The following is a 23,124-nucleotide window of genomic DNA, read 5'->3' as shown; positions in this document are numbered from 1 at the left end:
TTCTTGCAAGTACTTCTGAATAAATACTAAAGCATACAGAAGAAGCAAAAAGTGATGCAACATTTGAAAAGCCAAGTTTTAATCCAAGTGAATAAATAAACCAAGCTATTCCACCACCTATAGTTGTAAATATAAGGTTTCTACCTTGTATATTAAATATGATTGCAAACCCTAAGGTTGCAACTAAAGAACATAAAGTTTCTGTAATCATTATAAGCTACCTCCAAAGTAATTTAACCATACACTAAGCACAGCACCAGTTCCACAAGCTATAGAAACAGCAATTAAAAATGCTTCAAAACCCTTAGTTATTCCAGATAAAAAATCACCTGCTATTGTGTCACGAATTGCATTTGTTATTGAAAGCCCAGGGACAAGAAGCATTATAGAACCTATAATAGTTTCGTCAACTCCTAGTATAACTCCAAATTTAAAGAATATTATAGCAAGAAGTGAAGCTATAGCTGCACAAATACTATTTATGAAAAATTCGTTTATTCCCATTTTGCTAAATGTGATACCTAAATATTTAATAAGTCCTCCGATTAAAAATGCTGAGATTATATCTCTAAAATTTCCATTAAAAAGAGTTGTAAATGCACCACCAGCTAATCCAGAGAAAAAAATAGTAGTAGCCATAGAGTATCTATTTGTACTTTCTATTTGAATTAACTCATCTTCAATTTCTTCAAAGGATAGTGGTTTAGTTGTAATTTTTCTTGAAAGATTATTTATAAGTTCTATTTTATTTAAATTAGTTCCACGTACTTTAACTCTTTTAACTAGAGAATATGTTTTGTAATCTTTAGAAACAGACACTACAATACCAGTAGGTGTTACAAAGCTGTCTGCATAATCAACTCCATAAGATAAGCAAATCCTATTTATAGTTTCTTCAACTCTATAAGTCTCTCCACCGCTACTTAACATTATGCTACCTGCTCTAGTTGCAAGATGAAGTAATCTATCTATATCCAAAGTAATCACCTCAATTCTAAAAAAAATCTTATATAACATTATAACATATAGATTTGATACAAACATTAATTGAATGTGCGTGAGGGACGGAATTTATCTTTTTATAATAATTTATTTAGGGATTTATAAAAAAATCATTGTAATTCTTAAGTGGGATAACTATAATTTGTTATAAATAATTAAAATAGGGGTGTTATTATGAATTTTGACAATTTAAAAAAGACAGACGTAAAAATATACGACCTTATTGAAGAGGACGTAGAGAGACAAGAAGAAGGAATAGAACTTATAGCCTCAGAGAATTTTACAAGTGAAGCTGTAATGGAAGCTATGGGATCATACCTTACTAATAAGTATGCTGAAGGATATCCAGCTAAAAGATATTATGGTGGATGTTACGTAGTAGACAAGATAGAAGATATAGCAAGAGATAGAGCTTGTAAATTATTTAATGCAGAACATGCAAATGTACAACCTCACTCAGGTTCTCAAGCAAATATGGCAGTTTATTTCACTATTTTAGAACCAGGTGACACTGTTTTAGGAATGGATTTAAGCCACGGAGGACATTTAACTCATGGTTCAGGAGTTAATTTCTCAGGAAAATTATTTAACTTCGTTTCATATGGTGTAGATAAAGAAACAGAAGTAATAGATTATGAAAATGTAAGAAAAATCGCATTAGAATGTAAGCCTAAACTTATAGTTGCTGGTGCTAGTGCATATGCAAGAAAGTTAGATTTTAAAAGATTTAAAGAAATAGCTGATGAAGTAGGGGCATACCTTATGGTTGATATGGCACATATCGCAGGTCTTGTTGCTGCAGGGGTGCACGAATCACCAGTTCCTTATGCTGACTTTGTAACTTCAACTACTCATAAAACTTTAAGAGGCCCAAGAGGTGGATTAATTTTATGTAAAGAAAAATTTGCTAAAGATTTAGATAAAAATATTTTCCCAGGAATCCAAGGCGGACCTTTAATGCATGTTATTGCAGGGAAAGCAGTTTGTTTTAAAGAAGCTTTAGAGCCTGAATTTAAAACTTATATGGAAAACGTAATTTTAAACTGTAAGGTATTAGGAGAGGAATTAATAAAGCATGGATTTAAATTAGTTTCAAGCGGAACTGATAACCATTTAATATTAGTTGACTTAACTAACAAAGACATTACAGGTAAGGAAGCAGAACAGCTTTTAGATAAAGTTGGAATTACTTTAAATAAAAACAGTATTCCAGATGAGAAGAGAAGCCCATTTGTAACTTCAGGAGTTAGAATTGGAACTGCAGCTATAACGACTAAAGGATATAATGCTGAAGATATGAAAGAAATTGCAAGCATTATAAATGATGTTATAGAAACTCGTGAGGAAAACTTAGACGTATTAAGAGAAAGAGTATTAAAACTAAGTTCAAAACATAGAATGTATAAGTAAAATTTAGAGATTACCGTAAAAGGTAATCTCTTTTTTTATGTATAGCAAAGTATAAAATTATAATTAGAATAAGCTTGAAATTTAATTATTAAAATAAGGTTTTTTAAATTAAAAATTAGAGATTATTAGATAAGGGGGACAAAGACCACATTTTTTATATGGGAAAGAAATTCTAAAAATAATACTAAAGGAGAAATTAGTGAGTAGAGGTATATAATAAAAAATAAAAAAGCAGATTTTCCTACAGAAATGTTACGAGAAATTATTGGTACAAGGGATTTTCGCTATATTGCTATAAATTTTTGATATTTTGGACAAGTGTAAATTATGAAAGGACAAGCTATAAAAATATACCGATATTAAGGCTAAAATTCAAAGGAATTAAATTACTTTTACACAAAAAATAGAACTTATTAAATTAGATAAAATAGTATGTTTTTCATAAGATCCTTCATAAATATAAACGAACCAATTTAAATAAACTTGAAGATACTTTGTAGCAACACTTCTAAATTTTCTAAGCCATCTTCTTAAATTTAATATAAAATCAGAGCAATGACTAAGTAAAATTTCACTTTCTTCTTTAGAAATTTCTGATTCTTTCTTTTTATGAAGAGCATAGTTTAACTTTTTTGATACAATATAAGAAAACCTATCTTTTCCTGGCAAGAAATAAGTATTAAATACAGGATTGAATGCATTTAATAAATTTTCTATAGATTCTTTTGTAGGGCTCATAGAATCAAAGGATATCTTAGCTAGAGAGTAATTATTTTTATTAATAGTAGTAGCTACAAAGATATTTTTTCTTCTAGAAATAGTGCAAACGGGTGGAGCCTTTTGCCCTTTAAAGTTTTCTAAAAACTTAGTATGTCTCATAGCTGTAACTATATGAGTTCTTCTTGAATCCGTATAAGTTTCTATATGTTTTAGTATCTTATGTCTCCATCTAAAAGAGGTTTCAATGCAAATATTTAATATGCCTGCACAATCTCTTATAGTAGCCCCAGATAGCATAAGACGAGTGTATTTATCCCAAAGGTCTACACTTTTTCTAGTGTTATGCCAGACAAGTCCTGTTCCTTCGTTAAAAGTCTTAAGACAATCCTTGCATTGATACCTTTGGACGCATCTATATTTACCGTATTTAATAAAGTGTTTTGAATTGCAATGGGGACAAGCAGATGTATGTACCATAATCTCACCTCGTAAATTTTTGATTTTTTCAGTTATTTTGATTATGGACATAAAATATAGGCTTTATTCAGATGATTTTAGTAAAATACCAACAAAGAAGCAAAACAATGTTGTAGGGGTGTTTAAGGTGTGTTATGGGGAGGTGGTGATTTTTGGGATTTAAGGCTTTAGAGATATCTTATTAGCAATTTTATTTTTTAATAATAAAATAATAAGGCGTAATAATTTAAAAGGATTAAATATGGGAAAGAGAAAACTAAAAAGGTTATTTATTTTTTCAGATAGAATTAATATAAATTCAGACTCAAAAGTAGTTTTTATTAGTGATGTCCATAGAGGAAATGGAGGATATACTGATGCGCTTTTAAAAAATAAAAACATATATTTATCAGCATTAAGGTACTACTTAAAAGAAGATTACACCCTAATAGAATTAGGAGATGGAGATGAACTTTGGAAAAATAAAGATGCAAGACATATAGCATACGAATACAAAGATGTGTTTAGAATATTAAATAGGTTCAATACTGATAAAAGATTATTTATGATTTGGGGAAATCATGATAGTATAAAAAGTAAGAAAAGATTTAAAGATATACAGAAAAAAAAGTTAAAGCAATATGGAGAAAGCTACGGAACAGAATTTTTAGATTTAATTTATAATATAGAATTTAAAGAAAGTTACGTTTTAAGCTTTGAACCATTAGGAAAAGAAATCTTTGTTTTTCATGGACATCAATTAGATTTTTTCAATTCAGAACTTTCTAAATTAAGTAAGTTTTTAGTAAGATACTTTTGGAGATTTTTAGAGGGGATATTAGGGTTTAAAGAACCAACAAGCCCAGCTAACAACCACGTTAAATGTAATAATTTAGATAGAGAATATAAAAAATTCTCAAAAGAAAATAAAAAAATGATAATATGTGGACACACCCATGATGTAAGATTTCCATCTCCAGAAGAAGAATTATATTTTAATGATGGTTCTTGCGTTAATAATTTTGGAATCACCACCCTTGAAATAAATAGGGGCGTTATTGCTTTAATCAAATGGAGTATAGAAATAGATGAAAATAATAGACTTTATATAAAAAGAAGTGTGATCGAAGGACCAGAGCCTCTTATAAATTATTTTAAAAAATTAGAGTAAGGAAGAATAGATATGAAATTTATTGATATGCATTGCGATACAGGAAGTAGAATGCTTTATGAAAAGAAAGGACTTTTAAAGAGCGATTTAAAAGTTGATATAGAAAAACTTAAAAAGGGAGATTCATTAGCTCAATTTTTTGCTTTTTTTATAGACAAAAAAGAAGTTAATAGCCCTTATGAAGAGTTTATAAAAATGTATGACAATTTTATAAAAGAAATCTCTTTAAATAAAAAAAATATAAAATTAGTAAAAGATTATAAAGATATAAAATCTTTAGATAAAACTGTAGGTGCCTTTTTAACTATAGAAGAAGGTGAAGTTTTAGAAGGGGATATTAAAAGGGTTAAAGAAATGAAAGAAAGAGGTATAGGTGCTATAACTCTTACTTGGAACTATGAAAATAGTATAGGGTATCCAAACTTTAAAGAAGAATTTATTAATAAGGGCTTAAAAGAAAAGGGAAAAGAAATAGTATTAGAGATGGAAAAGCAAAATATAATTCCAGATGCTTCCCACCTTTCAGATGGAGGGTTTTACGACCTTATAGATATATTAAAAAAGCCTTTTATTGCAAGTCATTCTAATGCACGTTCTGTTGTAAATCATAGAAGGAATATGACAGATGATATGATTAGGGCTTTAAGTAATAAAGGTGGAGTTATGGGCCTTAATTTTTGTAGTGCATTTTGTAAGCCAAATGGTGTAAACAGCATAGATGAAGTAACTACAATCGAAGAAATAATAAATCATGCAAAACATATAAAAAATATTGGCGGGATTGAAGTTTTAGGGCTTGGTTCTGATTTTGATGGAATAGAAAACGAAGTTCAAATAAATGATATAAGCAAAATGGATAAATTATTTTATGAACTTAAAAAAGTTAATTTTACAGAAAGTGAAATAGAAAAAGTATTTTATAAAAATATTTTAAGAGTAATGAAAGAGTACGGAGGAAGATAGATTATGAGTTTAAGAGGAAAGGTTTGTATTGTAACTGGAGGCTCAAGGGGGATTGGAAGAGCCATCGCTTTAGAACTTGCAAAAGAAGGAGCTAGCGTTTTAATAAATTACTCAAAAGATGAAGAAGGTGCTTTAAAGACTTTAGATTTAATCAAAGAATGCGGTGGAGTTTCAAAAGCTATAAAAGAAGATATAGCATCTTTTGAAGGGTGTAAAAGGATAGTAGATTTTGCAATAGAGAGTTTTGGAAAACTTGATATACTTGTAAATAATGCAGGGAGAAGCTTTGTTGGATTATTTATGGATATGGGTAAAGAAGATATAGATAATATTATAAATACAAACCTCTTAGGGGCGATGTATTTATCAAAGCATGCTATAGGTCATATGTTAAATAACGGTGGAAGTATAATTAACATTTCATCTATGTGGGGGGATGTTGGTGCTTCTTGTGAAGCTGTATATTCATCATCTAAGGGTGGATTGAATTTATTTACTAAAGCATTAGCAAAAGAGATGGCACCTTCAAAGATAAGGGTAAACGGAATATCACCAGGTGTTATAGAAACAGATATGAATAGCTTTTTATCAAAAGAAGATAGAGAGTCTTTAGAAGAAGAAATACCAATAGGAAGGTTTGGACTTCCAGAAGAGATTGCTAAAGCAGTAGTTTTTTTAGCTTCTAATAATTCATCATACATTACAGGGCAAATAATTAGAATAGATGGTGGAATGATTTAAAAAAGCTGCACAAAAATTTGTGCAGCTAAAATTTTATAAAATTACATCTTCTTTTTTTAGAGTAAATGTAAATAAAACTCCATCTTTTGTGTTTTCTATAGAATAAGTAGAACCGTGTAAGTCTAGTATAGTTTTAACTATAGCAAGTCCAAGTCCGATACTATTACTATTTCTAGAGTGAGAAGAATCAACTCTATAGAATTTTTGGAATAACTTTTGTATAGCATCATCTGGAATAAAGCTTCCTGTATTTAAAACTTTAATTACATATAAGTAACTATCCTCTTCTATAGATACAAAAATTGAATTTTTAGAAGGAGTATACTTTATAGCATTTGTAATAATATTAGTTAAAACTTGATCCATTTGAAATACATCAGCTAAAACATAAGAATATTCAGTTTTAGGCACAAAGGAAATATTAAGCCCTTTTTCTTCACATTCTATAGATAAGGCATTTACAATCTTTTTAATAAGTCTATTAATATTAAAAACTTCAAAGTTTGGAGTAACTACACCAGATTCAAGTTTTGATAATTCAAGCATACTAGATATAAGTTTACTCATTTTGTGAGATTCATCTATTATAATATCTAAATATCTTGAAGCTTCATCTCCTGTAACTATTCCGTCTTTTAAACCTTCTGCATAACCTTCAATAATTCCAACAGGAGTTTTAAGTTCGTGGCTAACACTTGCAATAAAATCTTTTCTCATAGTTTCAAGATATCTTTCTCTTTCGATATCTTTTTCTAACTGGTGATTTTTATTTTTCAAATCTTCCATAGCATTACTTAAATTATGAGATAAGAAGTTTAAAGTTTTAGCAAGGTTTCCTATTTCATCTTCTCTTTTGATTTCGCATTCTTCAGAAAAATCAAGCTTTGATAATTTTAAAGCAACATTATTAATTTTAACTAATGGCTTTGTTATTAAATTTGTATATATTAAAGAAAGAAGTATTGCAATAAAGATAACTCCAATAAATATATAAACATAAAATTCAGTAATAACACTGCTAGCTTCAACTATAGGTTGAAGAGGCGAGACTACAACAATTAAAGAGTCATTATCTGAATATAAAGATAAAGGAGAGACTATTCCTATATTTTTATTTTGATGATGGTCTGTAAAAAATGTTGTAGATGCTGTCGTGTTATTTTGAAGAATTGAATTTAAAAAATTTTTATTTGAAATTATTTGTTTGCAAAAGTCTCTTAAAATTCTTTCATCATCTGATACGGTATTTGCGTTATCAGGTACGTATTTAAGTTCACCGTTTAACGTAAAAATACCAATCTTTGCGCTATTTTTAGTTTGGAAGTTTTCAAGGTTATCATAAATAGCATTTAAATCATTTTTTGAATTTTTATATGAATTCATAAATCTAAACTTATTAAGTTCTGTAACTAATAAATCTGTTTTCTTTTTTATATAAAAGTCTTCAAAAATAAATGTTTGAAATACAAGTGTTAATCCCATAAGCCCAAGTAGCAAGCATAATGTTATTAAAAAGAGACGTTTTGATAAACTTTTTTTCATTATTTCACCTCAAATTTATATCCGCTTCCTCGAACTGTAACTATATATGAGGACTTAGGTCCAAGTTTTTCTCTAAGTCTTTTTATGTTTGTATCTACAGTTCTAATATCACCGTAATAATCAATTCCCCAAACGTTATCTAAAATAGTATCTCTTGAAAGTGCAATTCCTTCATTAGAAATAAGATATTGTAAAAGATCGTATTCAGTAGGTGATAGATTTAATACTTTAGAATCTACTTTAACTTCGTGAGATAAAGAATTTAATACTAAACCATTAAAATCTTGAAGGCTTGAATCAAGTTCTGTTCGAGTACGCTTTAATAAAGCTTTAATTTTAGCGACTAGTATTTTAGGACTAAAAGGTTTAGTCATATAGTCGTCTGCGCCAAGTTCATAGCCTTGAAGTTTATCATCCTCTTCACTTTTTGCAGTTAATAAAATAACAGGAACAGTCGATACTTCGCGTAATTTATCTAATACCTCAAATCCATTCATCTTAGGCATCATTATATCTAATACTATAAGGTCAATTTTATATTTTGAAAATAATGCTAAAGCTTCTTCGCCGTTTGTAGCTTCGTAAATATTAAATTCCTCTCTCGTTAGATAATCTCTAATTAGCATACGTATTCTAGTTTCATCTTCAACAATAAGAATAGATTTTTTCATAATTAAGAATCCTCCCAAAAAATTTGTCATATATAATAAGAATAACATAATCTACAGATATTTAAAATTAGTAATAAGAATCACCTAGTATTAAAATTTATTATGTATTATAATTTTAAAATAGGATAATTAGCGAATTAATTAATAATAGGAGATATGAATGATAAAATTAAATTTTGATATAAAAAAGCATAATTTAGAAAATGGTCTTAAAGTTTTAACTATAAAAAAAGATACACAAATAGCAGCAATAAATATCGGAGTAAATGTAGGTGCTATGTATGAAAATATGGATGAAAAAGGTATAAGTCATTTTATAGAGCACATGCTATTTAAAGGAACAAAAAACAGAACTAACGAAGAGTTAAATGACGAACTAGAAAGTCTAGGGGGAGAGTATAACGCGTATACTGATTACGACTCAACAGTATATACTATAAGCTGCCTTGAAGAAGAAATAGAAAACGGGGTAAAACTTCTTGGAGATATGATAGTTAATTCAAATTTCCCGGAAGAAGAAATAGTAAAAGAAAGAAATGTAATTTTAGCTGAAATTAGAACTAGTAAAGATGATATAGAAGATTTAAGCTTTAAAAGAACTAATGAAGTTGCATTTAAAAAAAGTTATTTAAAATATGATGTTATAGGATTTGAAGAAAATGTCAATAATTTTACTAGGGATGATTTAGTGAAATTCTATAAAAAGTATTATGCACCAAACAATTCAGTTATAACTATAGTAACTTCTTTAGAACACGAAGAAGCTTTAAACCTTGTAGAAAGCAGTTTTTGTAATTGGAATAAAGGCTCTATAGAGAAAAAAGACATTATAAAAGAAAAAAATATCAAAACTATAAAAACTACATTTAAAAACGAAATAGAACAAAGTACTATAGTTTATCTTTATACTTTTAACGATTTAGATAAAGAAGATGAGTTACCTCTTAGAATTTTAAATAACAGAATAGGTGAAAGTTCAAACTCATTACTTTTTAAAGAAATAAGAGAAAAGAGAGGATTTGCATACGACATTTTTACTCACCTTGATATAACAAAGGACGCAAAATCTCTTTATATTTACACATCAGTTTCAGATGAAGACGTATCAGATACTAAAAAAGCTATAGATAAAGTTTTAAAAGATGTCGTAAATAAAAAAGTTGTTTTTGGTGATAAGGATTTAAATATAATGAAAAAGGTACACAAAACTGCTGTTATTGGAACGTTAGAAGATTCAGCAGACCTTTGTAATTACATCCTTCATCAAGAACTTGCAGGTGAAAATAATTTAGAGTTTGTATCAGATATGAATAAGTTAAACACTATAAAGCCAGAAAAATTATATAGTGTAGCTAAAGAGGTATTAAAAGATCCTACTATTCATATTTTAAGAAGAACATCAGGTGAAGAGGATGAATAAAATTACAAAGATAGAAGTTTGCAAGAGAAATAAAGAAAGGGTAAATATATATATAAATGAAGATTTTGCATTTGCAATGGATGCAGAATTAGTTTATAAATATAACCTAAAGGTAGATAAAGAAATTGACGTAGCTAAATTATCAGTTATTGCAAAAGACGAAGAGTTTTCAAAATGTAAAAATTCAGCACTTAAAACTATAGGAAGAAGCTATAAAACAGAAAATGAAATTAAAAAGAAACTTTTAGAAAAGGAATATAGCGAAGAGGTAGTTTTAAAAACTATTGATTTTTTAAAAGAATATAATTTTATAGATGATTATACTTTTGTAAAAATGTATATAAAAGATAGAATAGTAAATCAAGGTAAAAATAAAATTAAATATTCTCTTGTAACTAAGGGAGTAGATAAAACTTTAATAGAAAACGCCTTTTTAGAATTAGATACTACAGAAGACGAAGAGGAAAAAGCTTTTATTTTAGGTAAGAAAAAGTATGATTCTTTATCTAAAAGAGAAAGTGATAAATTAAAATTAAAAAATAAAGTTATCAGATATCTTATAGGAAGAGGATATGATTATTCAATTTCAAAAGATGTTTATAGCAAAATAACTTCTGATGACTTTTATTAAAAGGAAGTGAATTATTATTTCTAATATGTCGTATATTATATGCGGTGCTATTTTAATTATATCCGCATTAATAAGTATAAGAGAAGCTTTTAAAAGTTATGATTCAGATTATGTTATAAGTTCTTTATTAAAAAGTACGGCGTCACTTATTACGATTTTTATAGTATTTAATTTTTTTGATTACTTTAATAATGGATTTGAAGAAATTTTAGCAAACTTTAATATTTCCTCAAGACTTATTTTAGCTTGTAAATTAATAATGTTTGTATTAGTTTACTCTTTAATACAACTCACAATTTACTTAGGATTAAAATTATTAAATAGTTTACTTGGAAACGACTGGAGAAGAATTTGCGAAAAAAACAAAATTATTTTCACTCTTTCTTCAGGGATTATAGGACTTTTAAAAGGTACTATTACTCTTATAGTATTATTTTCTATTGTAGTATTTATAAATAAAAGTAACATCTTACCTAAAGAACTTAATCTTTTTCAAGATGTTAAATTATATAGAACTATAGATAGAACTATTTCAAATGATAAAGTACACGGCATTAAGAAAAACTTAGTTAGAGAAATCTCTAAAGCTACAGTAACTTATTATAATGGTGTTACTTTAGAAGATGGAGTTAAAAGTAACAAAGAAATAAACGAAACTGCTAAAAATTTAGTTCGTGGTGCAAAAACAGATAGAGAAAAAGCAAAGATTTTATATGCTTTCGTAGGAAGTAACATAAAATATGATGATAGTAAAGCAGATACCCTTATGGGAAACTCATCTAGAGAAGTAAATAACAGTGGTGCTATAGAAGCATTTAATACTAGAACAGGTGTATGTTTTGATTACGCTTGTCTTTATGTTGCTATGTGCAAAGCTGTTGGACTAAAGGTTGAACTTGTTATGGGGGATGCCTTTGATGGAAAAGAATACGTAAGTCACGCTTGGAATAGAGTTTACCTTAAAGATAAAGGCGTTTGGATAAATGTAGACCCTACATTTTATAATGCTGGAAATTATTTTGGAAACAAGGATTTTGATAAAGATCATATAAATTCAAAAATAGTTGGAGAATGGTAAAATTTAAATTAAAAACTAACTTTGTTTTAGAAAGTTAGTCTGCATATTAAAAAAGTTAGCAAAATTAATTTTGCTAACTTTTTTTCTTTTCTAAGAGTATGTCTATAGCTTTTTTGCAATCAATATCAGAATTGTTTAAAGACCATGCTATATTAAAATAAACTAATGCTTTTTTTGAATCATTTTTCATAGCATAACAATAACCTAAGTTAAAAAAGTATTTACTGTCAGATTGGATTTTTAAAGCAAGTTTAAGCATAGAAATAGCTTTATCGTATTCTTTTAATTTAATAAAGCAAACTCCAGAGTTATAGTAAGAGCAAGCTTCGTTTTCTTTGTTTGAAATAGCTTTTTCGTAATAGTCTATAGCTTTTTCATACTCTTTAGAGTTATATAAATTATTAGCTTCATTAAAATAATTCACTTAAATTTAAACCTCCAAGATTTAATTAATAAATAACGCTTAATATTTTAAGTATAAACAAATTTGTATATTATATACATAAATAGAAGTAATTATGAAGAAATCTAAAATTAATTTTAAATCTACCTTAATTTTTTAAATAGATATTGAAGAATGAGTTAAGTGATATATAATATAGAATATATTAGTTTTAAATAATTTAAGTAGGTGTAATTAAAAATGGAAAAATTTAAGATGGGGATTGATGTCGGGTCTACAACAGTTAAAATTGTAGTCTTAGATAGCAAAGATAAAGTATCTTTCAGTGACTACAGAAGGCACTATTCAGATATAAGAAATACGATTATCACCCTTATGAAAGAAGTATATGAAAAAATTGGTGATAGAGAAATTAGCGTCACTATAACAGGTTCAGGTGGGCTTTCAATGTCTAGCTGGCTAGAAGTTAAATTCGTGCAAGAAGTTATAGCTTGTACAGAAACTATAGAAAAGTTAATACCAGAAACAGATGTTGCTATAGAACTTGGTGGAGAAGATGCTAAGATTACTTATCTAGATTCAGGTATAGAACAAAGAATGAATGGAACTTGTGCTGGTGGTACAGGAGCGTTTATAGACCAAATGGCAGCATTACTTAATACTGATGCTAGTGGACTTAATGATCTTGCAAAAAATCACACAATGATATATCCGATAGCATCAAGATGTGGTGTATTTGCAAAAACTGACGTACAGCCACTTATTAACGAAGGTGCAAAAAAAGAGGATATAGCAGCTTCAGTACTTCAAGCAGTAGTTAACCAAACAATCGGTGGATTAGCTTGTGGTAAACCAATAAGAGGTAATGTAGCTCTTTTAGGAGGTCCTTTATACTTCCTATCAGAGCTTAGAGAAAGGTTTATAGAAACTTTAAATTTAAAAGAAGACCAAGTTATATTCCCAGATAACTCGCAGCTTTTTGTAGCTATGGGGGCAGCTTATCTATCAAGTGAAGAAAAACCAATATTCTTTAGTTCACTTTTAGAAAAGGTTGATTCTATTAGCGATGCAAAAGATGACGATATAGGAAGATTAGATCCTTTATTTAAAGACTCAAATGATTTTGATGCCTTTAAAGAAAGACACGATAAGGCAGCTGCTAAAAGAGCTGATATTAAAAGTGAAAGTGGGGCTGTTTTCCTTGGAATAGATGCAGGTTCTACTACTACTAAGGCTGTTCTTATTAATAAAAATTCAGAGATAATTTATGACTTTTACGGAAGTAATGAAGGTAACCCTTTAAACAAAGTTGTAGACATTATGAAAGATATTTATAGTAAGTTACCTAAAAATGCTTATATAGGAAAAGCAACAGTTACAGGTTATGGTGAATCTTTAATTAAAGCAGCTATTCACGTTGACTTAGGAGAAATTGAAACTATAGCCCACTATAAAGCAGCAGAGCATTTCTTACCAGGAGTAGATTTCATTTTAGATATCGGTGGACAAGATATGAAGTGCTTAAAAATTAAAAATGGAGTAATTGATAGTATATTACTTAATGAAGCATGTTCATCAGGTTGTGGTTCATTTATAGAGACATTTGGTAATTCTTTAGGGATGGAAGTTAGAGATTTTGCAAAAGCAGCATTAAAATCAACTGCGCCAGTTGATTTAGGTTCAAGATGTACTGTATTTATGAACTCAAAAGTAAAGCAATCTCAAAAAGAAGGTGCAACAGTTGGAGATATATCAGCTGGACTTTCATACTCAGTAATTAAAAATGCTTTATATAAAGTAATTAAACTTAGAGATGAAAAAGAGATTGGTGAAAAAGTAATAGTCCAAGGTGGAACTTTCTATAACGATGCAGTTTTAAGAAGTTTTGAAAAGGTTAGTGGAAGAGAAGCTATAAGACCAGATATAGCTGGACTTATGGGAGCTTTTGGAGCTGCGCTTATATCAAAAGAAAGATTTAAAGAGGGCGAAGAGTCAAATACTCTTAAAAAAGATGAGATAGATAGCTTCAAAATGACATCAGAATTTAGAAGATGCGGACTTTGTGGAAACAACTGTCAGCTTACTATAAATAAATTCTCTACAGATGAAGAATATATCTCAGGAAATAGATGCGAAAGAGGACTTGGACTTTCAGTTAAGAAAAATGAAACTCCAAACCTTTATAAATATAAATTTAAAAGAACATTTGGTTATGTTCCACTAAAATTAGAAGAAGCTAAAAGAGGAAGAATAGGTATTCCTAGAGTATTAAATATGTACGAAAACTACCCATTCTGGTTTACTCTTTTAACTGACTTAGGATTTAGAGTAGAATTATCACCTGTTTCATCTAAAAAGATTTATGAAAAAGGTATAGAAACTATTCCGTCAGAATCAGCTTGTTATCCAGCTAAATTAGTGCATGGACATATAACATCACTTATTGAAAAAGGAATAGATACTATTTTCTATCCTTGTATTCCATATGAGAAAAAAGAATTTGAAGATTCAAATAACCACTATAACTGTCCTATGGTAACATCATACCCAGAAGTTATAAAAAGAAATATGGATGAGATAGAAGAAAAGAATATAAAATATCTAGCACCATTTTTCTCTTTTGAAAATGATAGAGTTTTAATTAAGAGAATAGTTGAAGAATTTAAAGACTTTGGAGTTACTAAAAAAGAAGCGACTATTGCTGTAGAAAAAGCTTTCAAAGAAAGAGAAAAATATAAAGATGATTTAGAGAAAAAAGGTATGGAAGTTTTAAGATACCTTAAAGATACAGGTAAAAAAGGTGTAGTTTTAACAGGAAGACCATACCATATAGACCCAGAAATAAACCACGGTATTCCAGATGTTATAACATCATTTGGAATGGCAGTTCTTCCTGAAGATTGCGTATCTAACCTAGGAAAACTTAACAACAAACTAAGAGTAGTTGACCAATGGACATATCACGCAAGGCTTTATAGAGCAGCTGCATTTGTTCGTGATTGTGATGAACTTGAAATGGTTCAACTTAACTCATTTGGTTGTGGACTTGATGCTGTAACTACAGACCAAGTAAACGAGATTTTAAGTGAAAAGGGAAAAATATATACAGTTCTTAAAATAGATGAAGGTTCAAACCTTGGAGCTATTAAAATAAGAATAAGATCACTTAAAGCAGCTATAGAAGAAAGAGAAAGAAATGATTACAAACCAGTATATGAAGATACTTCATATCACAATCCAACCTTTACAAAAGAGATGAGAAAAAATCATACTATTTTATCTCCTCAAATGTCACCTATACATTTTGATATAGTTGAAGATGCATTAAATGCTAGTGGATACAACGTAGTAGTTTTACCAGCTAGTGATAAAGATGCAGTTGAAGAGGGATTAAAATACGTTAATAATGATGCTTGTTATCCATCTATTATAGTTATAGGTCAAATAATTAAAGCATTAAAATCAGGTGAATATGATGTAAATAATACATCTGTTATAATATCTCAAACAGGTGGAGGGTGTAGGGCTACAAACTATATAGGATTTTTAAAGCTTGCCCTTAAAAATGCCGGATTTAGTAATGTTCCTATAATTTCTTTAAATGCTGTAGGGCTTGAAAAGCAACCAGGATTTAAAATAACTCCAAAACTTATAAAGAGAGCTCTTATGGCTATGGTTTATGGGGATTTATTTATGAGGGTTTTATATAAAACTAGACCTTATGAAAAAGAAAAAGGTTCAGCTAATGCCCTTTATGAAAAATGGAGATTAAAAGCTAAAGAAAATGCTAAAAACGGAAGTAAGAGTGAGTTTAAAGCTAATGTCAGAGGAATTATAAAAGACTTTGATAACTTAGAAACTTTAGATATTAAAAAACCTATGATAGGTGTAGTTGGTGAAATATTAGTTAAATACCACCCTACTGCAAATAACGATATAGTTAATATAATCGAAAGTGAAGGAGCAGAAGCTGTAGTTCCAGATCTATTAGATTTCTTCTTCTATAGTGCATACGATAGCGAATTTAAATATAAAAAATTAGGCTTTAGTAGAGTTGAAAGAGATTTAAGTCTTCTTGCAATGAAATATATGGAAAGCTACAGAAAAACAATGAATGAAGAACTTGAAAATTCTAAGAGATTTGAAGCTCCTAAGAGGATTCAAGAACTTGGTCATTTAGCTAAAGATGTATTATCACTAGGTCACCAAACAGGTGAAGGATGGTTCTTAACAGGAGAAATGATAGAACTTATAAAAAGTGGTGCTGACAATATAGTTTGTATGCAACCTTTTGGATGTTTACCAAACCACGTAACAGGAAAAGGTATGATGAAGCCTCTTAAAAAGCTTTATCCAAAAGCAAATATAGTTGCAGTTGACTATGACCCAGGTGCTTCAGAAGTTAACCAAATAAATAGAATTAAGCTTATGCTATCAGTAGCATTTAAAAAGCTTAAAGAAGAAGAAAATAGTAATATAGAAGTTAAAGAAGCTGAGTTTGTAGATGAAGCTAATTTAAGAGAAGCTAGTATTACAAATTAATCTTCTAATATTGACAAAATAACCACTTTAATATAACATATATATACGTTAAATAATTTAATAACAAATGCTAAGAAAAAGAGGAGTAAATCTTTTATAATTTGTATTAAAAGAGAGAAGGGGATAGGTGAAAGCCCTTTATACAAGGAAGATTGAAGGTAGCTTTGGAGCAGCTTTAGTGAAATAGTAGTAGCTAAAGACGGTCTAAATTTTAGGTCGTTATATAATTTTGAGTGCTTATATAGTTTATATAAGAATAAAGGTGGTACCACGAGCTTTCGTCCTTTTTTTAGGATGAAAGCTCTTTTTTTATATACAAAAAGAGAAAAAATTTAGGAGGCGGTAAAATGTCAGATATTAAAAATATATCAACAACATACGACCCAAAAGAATTCGAAGATAGAATTTATAACAATTGGGAAGAAAAAAAGTATTTCACACCAAAAGTAGATAAAACTAAAAAACCTTTTTCAATAGTTATGCCACCACCAAACATAACTGGAAAACTTCACTTAGGTCACGCACTTGATAATACACTTCAAGATATGCTTATAAGATTTAAGAGAATGCAAGGATTTGAAGCTCTTTGGGTTCCAGGTCAAGACCACGCATCTATTGCAACAGAAGTTAAAGTTGAAAACGAACTTCTAAAAGAAGGTCTTAAGAAAAAAGAAATGGGAAGAGAAGCTTTCTTAGGAAAAGTTTGGGAGTGGACTGACGAGTACAGAGAAAGAATAAGAACTCAACTTAAAAAAATGGGTTGCTCTGCTGACTTTACAAGAGAAGCATTCACTATGGATGAAAACTTAAATAAAGCGGTAAGACACGTATTCGTTAAGTTATATAACGAAGGATTAATCTATAAAGGTAACAGAATAACAAACTGGTGTCCAAAGTGTCAAACAGCTCTTTCAGATGCTGAAATTGAATACGAAGAACAAGCAGGTCACTTCTGGCATATAAACTATCCTTTAAAAGATGGTTCAGGATTCTTAGAAATCGCAACTACAAGACCAGAAACATTACTTGGAGATACAGCAGTTGCAGTTAACCCAGAAGATCCAAGATTTAAAGATTTAATTGGGAAAACTTTAATTTTACCTTTAGTAAATAGAGAAATTCCAATAGTAGCTGATGATTATGTTTCAGTTGATTTTGGAACTGGTGCAGTTAAAATAACTCCAGCACATGACCCTAACGACTTTAAAGTAGGGGAAAGACATAACTTAGAGATAATAAGAGTTATGGATGATAAAGGTGTTATTAACGAAAAAGGTGGAAAATACCAAGGTTTAGATAGATATGAAGCTAGAAAAGCTATAGTTAAAGATTTAGAAGAGGCTGGACTTTTAGTTAAGATAAAAGACCACAGCCACAACGTAGGAACACACGATAGATGTGGAACTGTAGTAGAACCGATCGTTTCAACACAATGGTATGTAAAAATGGAAGGTTTAGCAAAACCTGCTATAGAAGTAGTTAAAAATAAAGAAACTAAATTCATACCAGAAAGATTTGATAAAACATACTTTAACTGGATGGAAAACATCCAAGACTGGTGTATTTCAAGACAATTATGGTGGGGACACAGAATACCTGTATGGTACTGTAAAGACTGTAACGAAGTAATAGTTTCAGAAACAGATGTATGTGAATGTCCTAAGTGTAAGAGCACGAACTTAGATCAAGAAACTGACGTATTAGATACTTGGTTCTCATCAGCTCTTTGGCCTTTCTCAACACTAGGTTGGCCAAACAAAACAGAAGATTTAGAATACTTCTATCCAACTAACGTTTTAGTTACAGGATACGATATAATATTCTTCTGGGTTGCAAGAATGATATTTAGTGGAATTCATAACATGGGAGAAACTCCTTTTGAGAACGTACTTATCCACGGAATAATTAGAGATTCTGAAGGAAGAAAGATGAGTAAATCTTTAGGAAACGGTGTAGACCCACTTGAAGTTATAGACACTTACGGTGCTGACGCTTTAAGATTTATGTTAGTTACAGGAAACGCTCCTGGAAACGACATAAGATACTACCCAGAAAGAGTAGAATCAGCTAGAAACTTCGCAAACAAAATCTGGAACGCTTCAAGATTTGTTATGATGAATTTAGATAGAGACGTTATGGCTAAGTATAAAGACTGCAAAGAATACAGCTTAGCAGATAAGTGGATATTATCTAAGATGAATACATTAGTAGAAGAAGTTACAGAAAATATGGATAAGTTTGAACTTGGAATAGCACTACAAAAAGTATATGACTTTATGTGGAACGAATTCTGTGACTGGTATATAGAATTAGTTAAACCAGTATTCTGGGGAGACGATGAAAAGGCTAAAGGAGTAGTATATAACGTACTATATACTGTACTTAATACAGGTCTTAAGCTTCTACACCCAGTAATGCCATTTATAACAGAAGAAATATTCACTCACTTAAACTTAGATGAAGAAACTATAACTTTATCAGCTTGGCCAGAAGCTAATTCAAATCTTCACGATGAAAAAGCTGAAGAAGATATGGAATATGTTATAGAAGCTATCAAAAACTTAAGAAACGTAAGAGCTGAGATGAATGTTGCACCATCTAGAAAAGCAAACATAATTTGCTATATTTCAGATGAAGCTAAAAATGCATTTAAAGAAGGTGCAGGTTATATGGAAAAATTAGCATCTGCACAAGAAGTAAGCTTTATAGAAGATAAAAAAGAAGTTCCAGAAAACGCTGTATCAGTAGTAGTTAAAGGTGGAGAATTATTTATGCCACTTTTAGACTTAGTTGATAAAGAAAAGGAACTAGATAGATTAGAAAAAGAACTTAAAAAATTAGAAGGCGAAATAGAAAGAATAGATAAAAAACTTAATAACGCTGGTTTCGTAGCTAAAGCACCAGAAGCTGTTGTTAATGGAGAAAAAGAAAAGCGTGCTAAATATTCTGAAATGCTTGAAGCAGTTAAAGTAAGAATTAACGCATTAGGTTAAAATATTATTACTATTTTAAATTCTTATAATATAATTTTAAAAAGGCATCCTATAAATTTTAGGGATGTCTTTTTATTGTCATAAAAATAGTATATAGTAAAGGTATATAATTAACTTAGGGATAAGGGGAAAATAAAGATGGTAATGTTTGAAGAAATTTTAAAAAGCGAAGATGTTAAAGAGTGGCAAAAAGAACTTATGAAATACGAATTTGCAGTTCAAGAAGTAAGTACTAAAATTAATATCTTAAATACTGAATTTAAAAACTTGCATGATTATAATCCGATAGAACACGTAAAAACTAGAATAAAAAAACCAAAAAGCATAATTCAAAAGCTAATAAATAAAGATATAGAACCTAATGCTAAAAATGCATCGATTCATTTAAAAGATATTGCAGGTATTAGAATTATCTGTTCTTTTGATAAGGATATTTATAGGGTATTTGAGCTTTTAACAGGGCAAAGCGATATAAAGGTACTAGAAGTTAAAGATTATATAAAGGCGCCTAAGGAAAACGGATATAGATCTCTTCACGCAATTATAAGTATACCTATATTTTTATCTACAGGAGTAGAAGAAGTTTTAGTTGAAATTCAAATAAGAACTATAGCTATGGATTTTTGGGCTAGTTTAGAACATAAAATATATTATAAATATAGAAATAAGACATTTTTAAATATTTCAGATGAATTAAAAGAATGTGCTGAGATGATTGCACTTTTAGATAAAAAGATGTTTGATATAAAAGAAGAAATAGAAAAGATAGAAAAATAAAAAGTTGAGGAAAAATCCTCAACTTTTTTTATTTTACTTTACAAGCACCGTGGTCTAAAGCTTTAATGTCCATTTCTCCAAACATAGCTTTAGCGAAATTATCTCCGTAGCATCTAGCTTCTTCTTTTTGCTCTTTAGATGCTCTGAATTTAACTTTTAAGCCAGGGGCTGCAAGTTTCATTTTTAATTCGTCTAATCTATGTTCTATTCTAGGAACAGCTTCACCGCTCCAACCGTATGAACCAAAGGCTGCTGCGTATTTTCCACCGTGAATTATAGGGTTTAAGTTAGCTAATAAAATTCTAATTGGTGGAAGTAATTCATTAACTATAGTTGGTGAACCGAATAATATACCGTCTGATTCTTCAATATCTTTTAATACATCTGAAGTTTCAGCGTGAGTTAAATCATACATCTTAACTTCTACGCTATGACTTCTTTTGATTCCTTCAGCTATACATTTAGCTAATTCTTCTGTGTATCCGTAAGCTGATACGTAAGAGATAGTAACTTTTTTGTCTCCGTTTATAGAAGGTCTAGTAGGAGTTGACCACTCTCTATAAGTATTTACAACTTCCCAAGGGTTTTCACGAAGAACAGGTCCGTGGCCTGGGCAAATCATATCTATATCTAAATCTTTTATTTTTTCAATTCCTTTTAATACGAAGTTTTTATAAGGCCCAAAAATACAATCATAGTAGTATCTTAAAGCTTCTAAATAATGTTCTTTGTTTGGAACTAAGTCATTAAAGACTTCTTCACAAGAGTAGTGACTTCCAAATGAATCGCAAGTGAATAAAACTTTTTCTTCAGGTACGTATGTGTACATTGAATCTGGCCAATGTAAAAATGGTGCTGAAATGAATTTTAAAGTTTTATTTCCAAGTGATAAAGTATCGCCATCTTTTGCAACGATGTGGTCAAAGTCTCTATTTAAGATTTCTTTTAAGAAATTAATAGCTTGCATTGAACCAACTACCTTAGCATTTGGAGCGATATCTAAGATTTTACCAACTGATCCTGCATGGTCTGGTTCAGTGTGGTCTACAACGATATAATCAATTTTAGAAATATCTATATCTAAAGTTTCTAAAGTTTTTAAATACTCATCAAAACATTTTTCTTTAACTGTTTCAAATAGAGCGATCTTTTCGCTTCCTTTAACAACATATGAATTGTAAGTAGTTCCGTATGGAGTATACATTATTATATCGAATACTCTAAGACCTGGATCTAAAGCACCTACCCAGTAGATGTCTTTTTTTATTTCTACGTTTCTCATAATTAAACACCTCTTATTATTAAATAATCAACTTCAATGGATATTTTCTATCCATTACTATAGTTATGATAACAAATTTCAACATCTAAGTAAATAATATTAATAAAAGTTTTCAATAAGTTATCATTGTAGTATAGTTTTATTATAAGCTTTTACAATAGAAATATTTATGATTATATTGTAAATAAATGCTAAAGAATAAATGAATATATAATATTGGGGGATTCAGAATGAATTATTTAGACGCGATGAATTACATAAAAAAGATTGGAAATTTTGGATCAAATTATGGACTTGAAAGAACGAAAAGATTATTAGAACATTTAGGTAGTCCTGAAAAAGATTTGAATATAGTACATATTGCAGGAACTAACGGAAAAGGTTCTACAACATCTATAACTACAAGCTTACTTATGGCAGAAGGTTTTAAAGTTGGGATGTACACATCTCCATTTTTAGAGGAATTCGAAGAAAGAATTCAGATAAACAAAAAAAACATTCCAAAAGAAGACTTAGCTAAATATGTATCTATAATAAAAGGGGCTGTAGAAAAGGTAATTAAAGAAGGGTATAATCACCCAACAGAGTTTGAAATAATAACTTGCCTTATGTTTAAATACTTTAAAGATAATAATGTTGATTATGCAGTAGTTGAAGTTGGACTTGGTGGAAGATTAGATTCTACAAATGTTATAGTTCCAAAGGTCTCTGCATTAGCTTCAATTAGCTTAGACCACACAAACCTATTAGGGAATACTATTTCTGAAATAGCAAAGGAAAAGTGCGGGATTATAAAAGAAAATATTAGTGTGATTTCTTATCCTCAAAAGGAAGAAGCTAAAGAAATTATAGAAGAGATAGCTAAAGAAAAGCATTCACCTTTAAAATTTATAGATAAAAATGATTCTGAATTTATAGAAGTTATAGATGAAGATAATATTTATCAAAAGGTTAAGTATAAAATAGATAAAAAAGAGTATATTGTAAATTTAAAATTACTTGGAGAACATCAAATATTAAATGGATTATTAGCTTTAAATATAGTGAACGAATTAAGTAAACTAGATGGATTTAAATTAAATCATATTGAAGAAGGTTTTAAAAATGCAACTTGGAACGGAAGACTTGAAGTTTTAAGTAAGGAACCATTAATAGTTATTGACGGTGCACACAACTTAGACGGTATAGAAGCACTTGTAAAAAATGTTAAGAAATACTTTAAATATGATAAACTATATTTATTAATAGGAATTTTAGCGGATAAAGATGTTAAACATATGCTAAAAAAAATAATACCTTTAAGTTATGAAGTAGTTTGCCTT

Annotated in this window: 17 protein-coding genes, 1 pseudogene and 1 other annotated feature; of the genes and pseudogenes, 11 read left to right on the top strand and 7 right to left on the bottom strand. The window is 29.3% G+C overall.

The features are described from left to right. Both M4I33_RS00260 and M4I33_RS00255 read right to left on the bottom strand, forming a co-directional pair. A partial coding sequence (locus tag M4I33_RS00260; protein ID WP_257914549.1) for a threonine/serine exporter family protein occupies positions 1-211 on the bottom strand: 211 nt, incomplete at its 3' end. Beyond that, on the bottom strand, positions 211-978 hold the full coding sequence (locus M4I33_RS00255) for a threonine/serine exporter family protein (RefSeq protein WP_194190625.1): 768 nt from the start codon (positions 976-978) through the stop codon (positions 211-213). The genes M4I33_RS00255 and M4I33_RS00260, both read right to left, overlap by 1 nt. Positions 979-1,176: 198 nt before the next feature. On the opposite strand from M4I33_RS00255, the gene glyA reads away from it, so the two are divergent. Beyond that, positions 1,177-2,412 carry a serine hydroxymethyltransferase gene (gene glyA, locus M4I33_RS00250; protein ID WP_257914546.1) on the top strand — a complete coding sequence of 412 codons (1,236 nt, stop codon included), beginning with the start codon at positions 1,177-1,179 and terminating at the stop codon, positions 2,410-2,412. Between the two features lie 381 nt (positions 2,413-2,793). On the opposite strand, the gene M4I33_RS00245 is transcribed toward glyA, so the two are convergent. Next, on the bottom strand, positions 2,794-3,609 hold the full coding sequence (locus M4I33_RS00245) for a hypothetical protein (protein WP_257914544.1): 816 nt from the start codon (positions 3,607-3,609) through the stop codon (positions 2,794-2,796). A 241-nt stretch (positions 3,610-3,850) separates the two neighbouring features. Here M4I33_RS00245 and M4I33_RS00240 point away from each other — a divergent pair, with 241 nt between their 5' ends. Genes M4I33_RS00240 through ymfI form a run of 3 tightly spaced genes read left to right on the top strand, consistent with a single transcriptional unit; the run spans position 3,851 to position 6,463 of the window. Continuing rightward, on the top strand, positions 3,851-4,759 hold the full coding sequence (locus M4I33_RS00240) for a metallophosphoesterase (RefSeq protein ID WP_257914542.1): 909 nt from the start codon (positions 3,851-3,853) through the stop codon (positions 4,757-4,759). Positions 4,760-4,771: 12 nt separating this feature from the next. After that, complete coding sequence (locus M4I33_RS00235; RefSeq protein ID WP_257914536.1) at positions 4,772-5,722, top strand: dipeptidase; 951 nt, start codon at positions 4,772-4,774, stop codon at positions 5,720-5,722. After that, positions 5,723-6,463 (top strand): elongation factor P 5-aminopentanone reductase, encoded by a 741-nt coding sequence (gene ymfI / locus M4I33_RS00230; RefSeq protein WP_257914551.1) that lies wholly within the window; start codon positions 5,723-5,725, stop codon positions 6,461-6,463. 33 nt (positions 6,464-6,496) lie between these two features. Here ymfI and M4I33_RS00225 read toward each other — a convergent pair whose 3' ends face one another. Together M4I33_RS00225 and M4I33_RS00220 are read right to left on the bottom strand one after the other, a co-directional pair. After that, positions 6,497-8,005: a HAMP domain-containing sensor histidine kinase gene (locus tag M4I33_RS00225; RefSeq protein WP_257914534.1), complete on the bottom strand. Its 1,509-nt coding sequence runs from the start codon at positions 8,003-8,005 to the stop codon at positions 6,497-6,499. Continuing rightward, positions 8,005-8,676 carry a response regulator transcription factor gene (locus M4I33_RS00220; RefSeq protein WP_257914533.1) on the bottom strand — a complete coding sequence of 224 codons (672 nt, stop codon included), beginning with the start codon at positions 8,674-8,676 and terminating at the stop codon, positions 8,005-8,007. Before M4I33_RS00220 ends, M4I33_RS00225 begins: the two co-directional genes overlap by 1 nt. Positions 8,677-8,836: 160 nt before the next feature. On the opposite strand from M4I33_RS00220, the gene M4I33_RS00215 reads away from it, so the two are divergent. Genes M4I33_RS00215 through M4I33_RS00205 form a run of 3 tightly spaced genes read left to right on the top strand, consistent with a single transcriptional unit; the run spans position 8,837 to position 11,805 of the window. Beyond that, positions 8,837-10,096, top strand: a complete 1,260-nt coding sequence (locus M4I33_RS00215; RefSeq protein ID WP_257914531.1) for a pitrilysin family protein — start codon at positions 8,837-8,839, stop codon at positions 10,094-10,096. Next, a complete protein-coding gene (gene recX / locus M4I33_RS00210; protein ID WP_257914529.1) occupies positions 10,089-10,727 on the top strand; it encodes a recombination regulator RecX in 639 nt (212 codons plus the stop codon). Before M4I33_RS00215 ends, recX begins: the two co-directional genes overlap by 8 nt. Positions 10,728-10,752: 25 nt before the next feature. Continuing rightward, positions 10,753-11,805, top strand: coding sequence for a transglutaminase family protein (locus M4I33_RS00205; protein ID WP_257914526.1), 1,053 nt, complete (start codon positions 10,753-10,755; stop codon positions 11,803-11,805). Positions 11,806-11,878: 73 nt separating this feature from the next. Here M4I33_RS00205 and M4I33_RS00200 read toward each other — a convergent pair whose 3' ends face one another. Further along, positions 11,879-12,229: a tetratricopeptide repeat protein gene (locus tag M4I33_RS00200; RefSeq protein ID WP_257914524.1), complete on the bottom strand. Its 351-nt coding sequence runs from the start codon at positions 12,227-12,229 to the stop codon at positions 11,879-11,881. Positions 12,230-12,448: 219 nt separating this feature from the next. Here M4I33_RS00200 and M4I33_RS00195 point away from each other — a divergent pair, with 219 nt between their 5' ends. The 3 genes from M4I33_RS00195 (at position 12,449) to M4I33_RS00185 (ending at position 20,520) form a co-directional block, all read left to right on the top strand. Next, positions 12,449-16,750, top strand: a complete 4,302-nt coding sequence (locus M4I33_RS00195) for a 2-hydroxyacyl-CoA dehydratase (RefSeq protein WP_257914522.1) — start codon at positions 12,449-12,451, stop codon at positions 16,748-16,750. A 63-nt stretch (positions 16,751-16,813) separates the two neighbouring features. Next, positions 16,814-17,039 (top strand) — a binding site (T-box leader). Positions 17,040-17,097: 58 nt separating this feature from the next. Further along, positions 17,098-19,743, top strand: a complete 2,646-nt coding sequence (locus M4I33_RS00190) for a valine--tRNA ligase (RefSeq protein WP_257914520.1) — start codon at positions 17,098-17,100, stop codon at positions 19,741-19,743. A gap of 138 nt (positions 19,744-19,881) precedes the next feature. Further along, a complete protein-coding gene (locus M4I33_RS00185; protein ID WP_257914513.1) occupies positions 19,882-20,520 on the top strand; it encodes a GTP pyrophosphokinase family protein in 639 nt (212 codons plus the stop codon). 31 nt (positions 20,521-20,551) lie between these two features. Here M4I33_RS00185 and M4I33_RS00180 read toward each other — a convergent pair. Further along, a pseudogene (locus M4I33_RS00180) lies at positions 20,552-21,802 on the bottom strand (FprA family A-type flavoprotein); the annotation flags it as partial. Positions 21,803-22,032: 230 nt separating this feature from the next. On the opposite strand from M4I33_RS00180, the gene M4I33_RS00175 reads away from it, so the two are divergent. Beyond that, positions 22,033-23,124, top strand: a 1,092-nt coding sequence (locus tag M4I33_RS00175) for a folylpolyglutamate synthase/dihydrofolate synthase family protein (RefSeq protein WP_257914510.1), incomplete at its 3' end; no start/stop codon positions are given.

It is taken from the genome of Clostridium sp. LY3-2 (genome assembly GCF_024705715.1).
GTDB lineage: Bacteria > Bacillota > Clostridia > Clostridiales > Clostridiaceae > Clostridium.
This window is presented reverse-complemented; position numbering and strand designations above follow the sequence as displayed.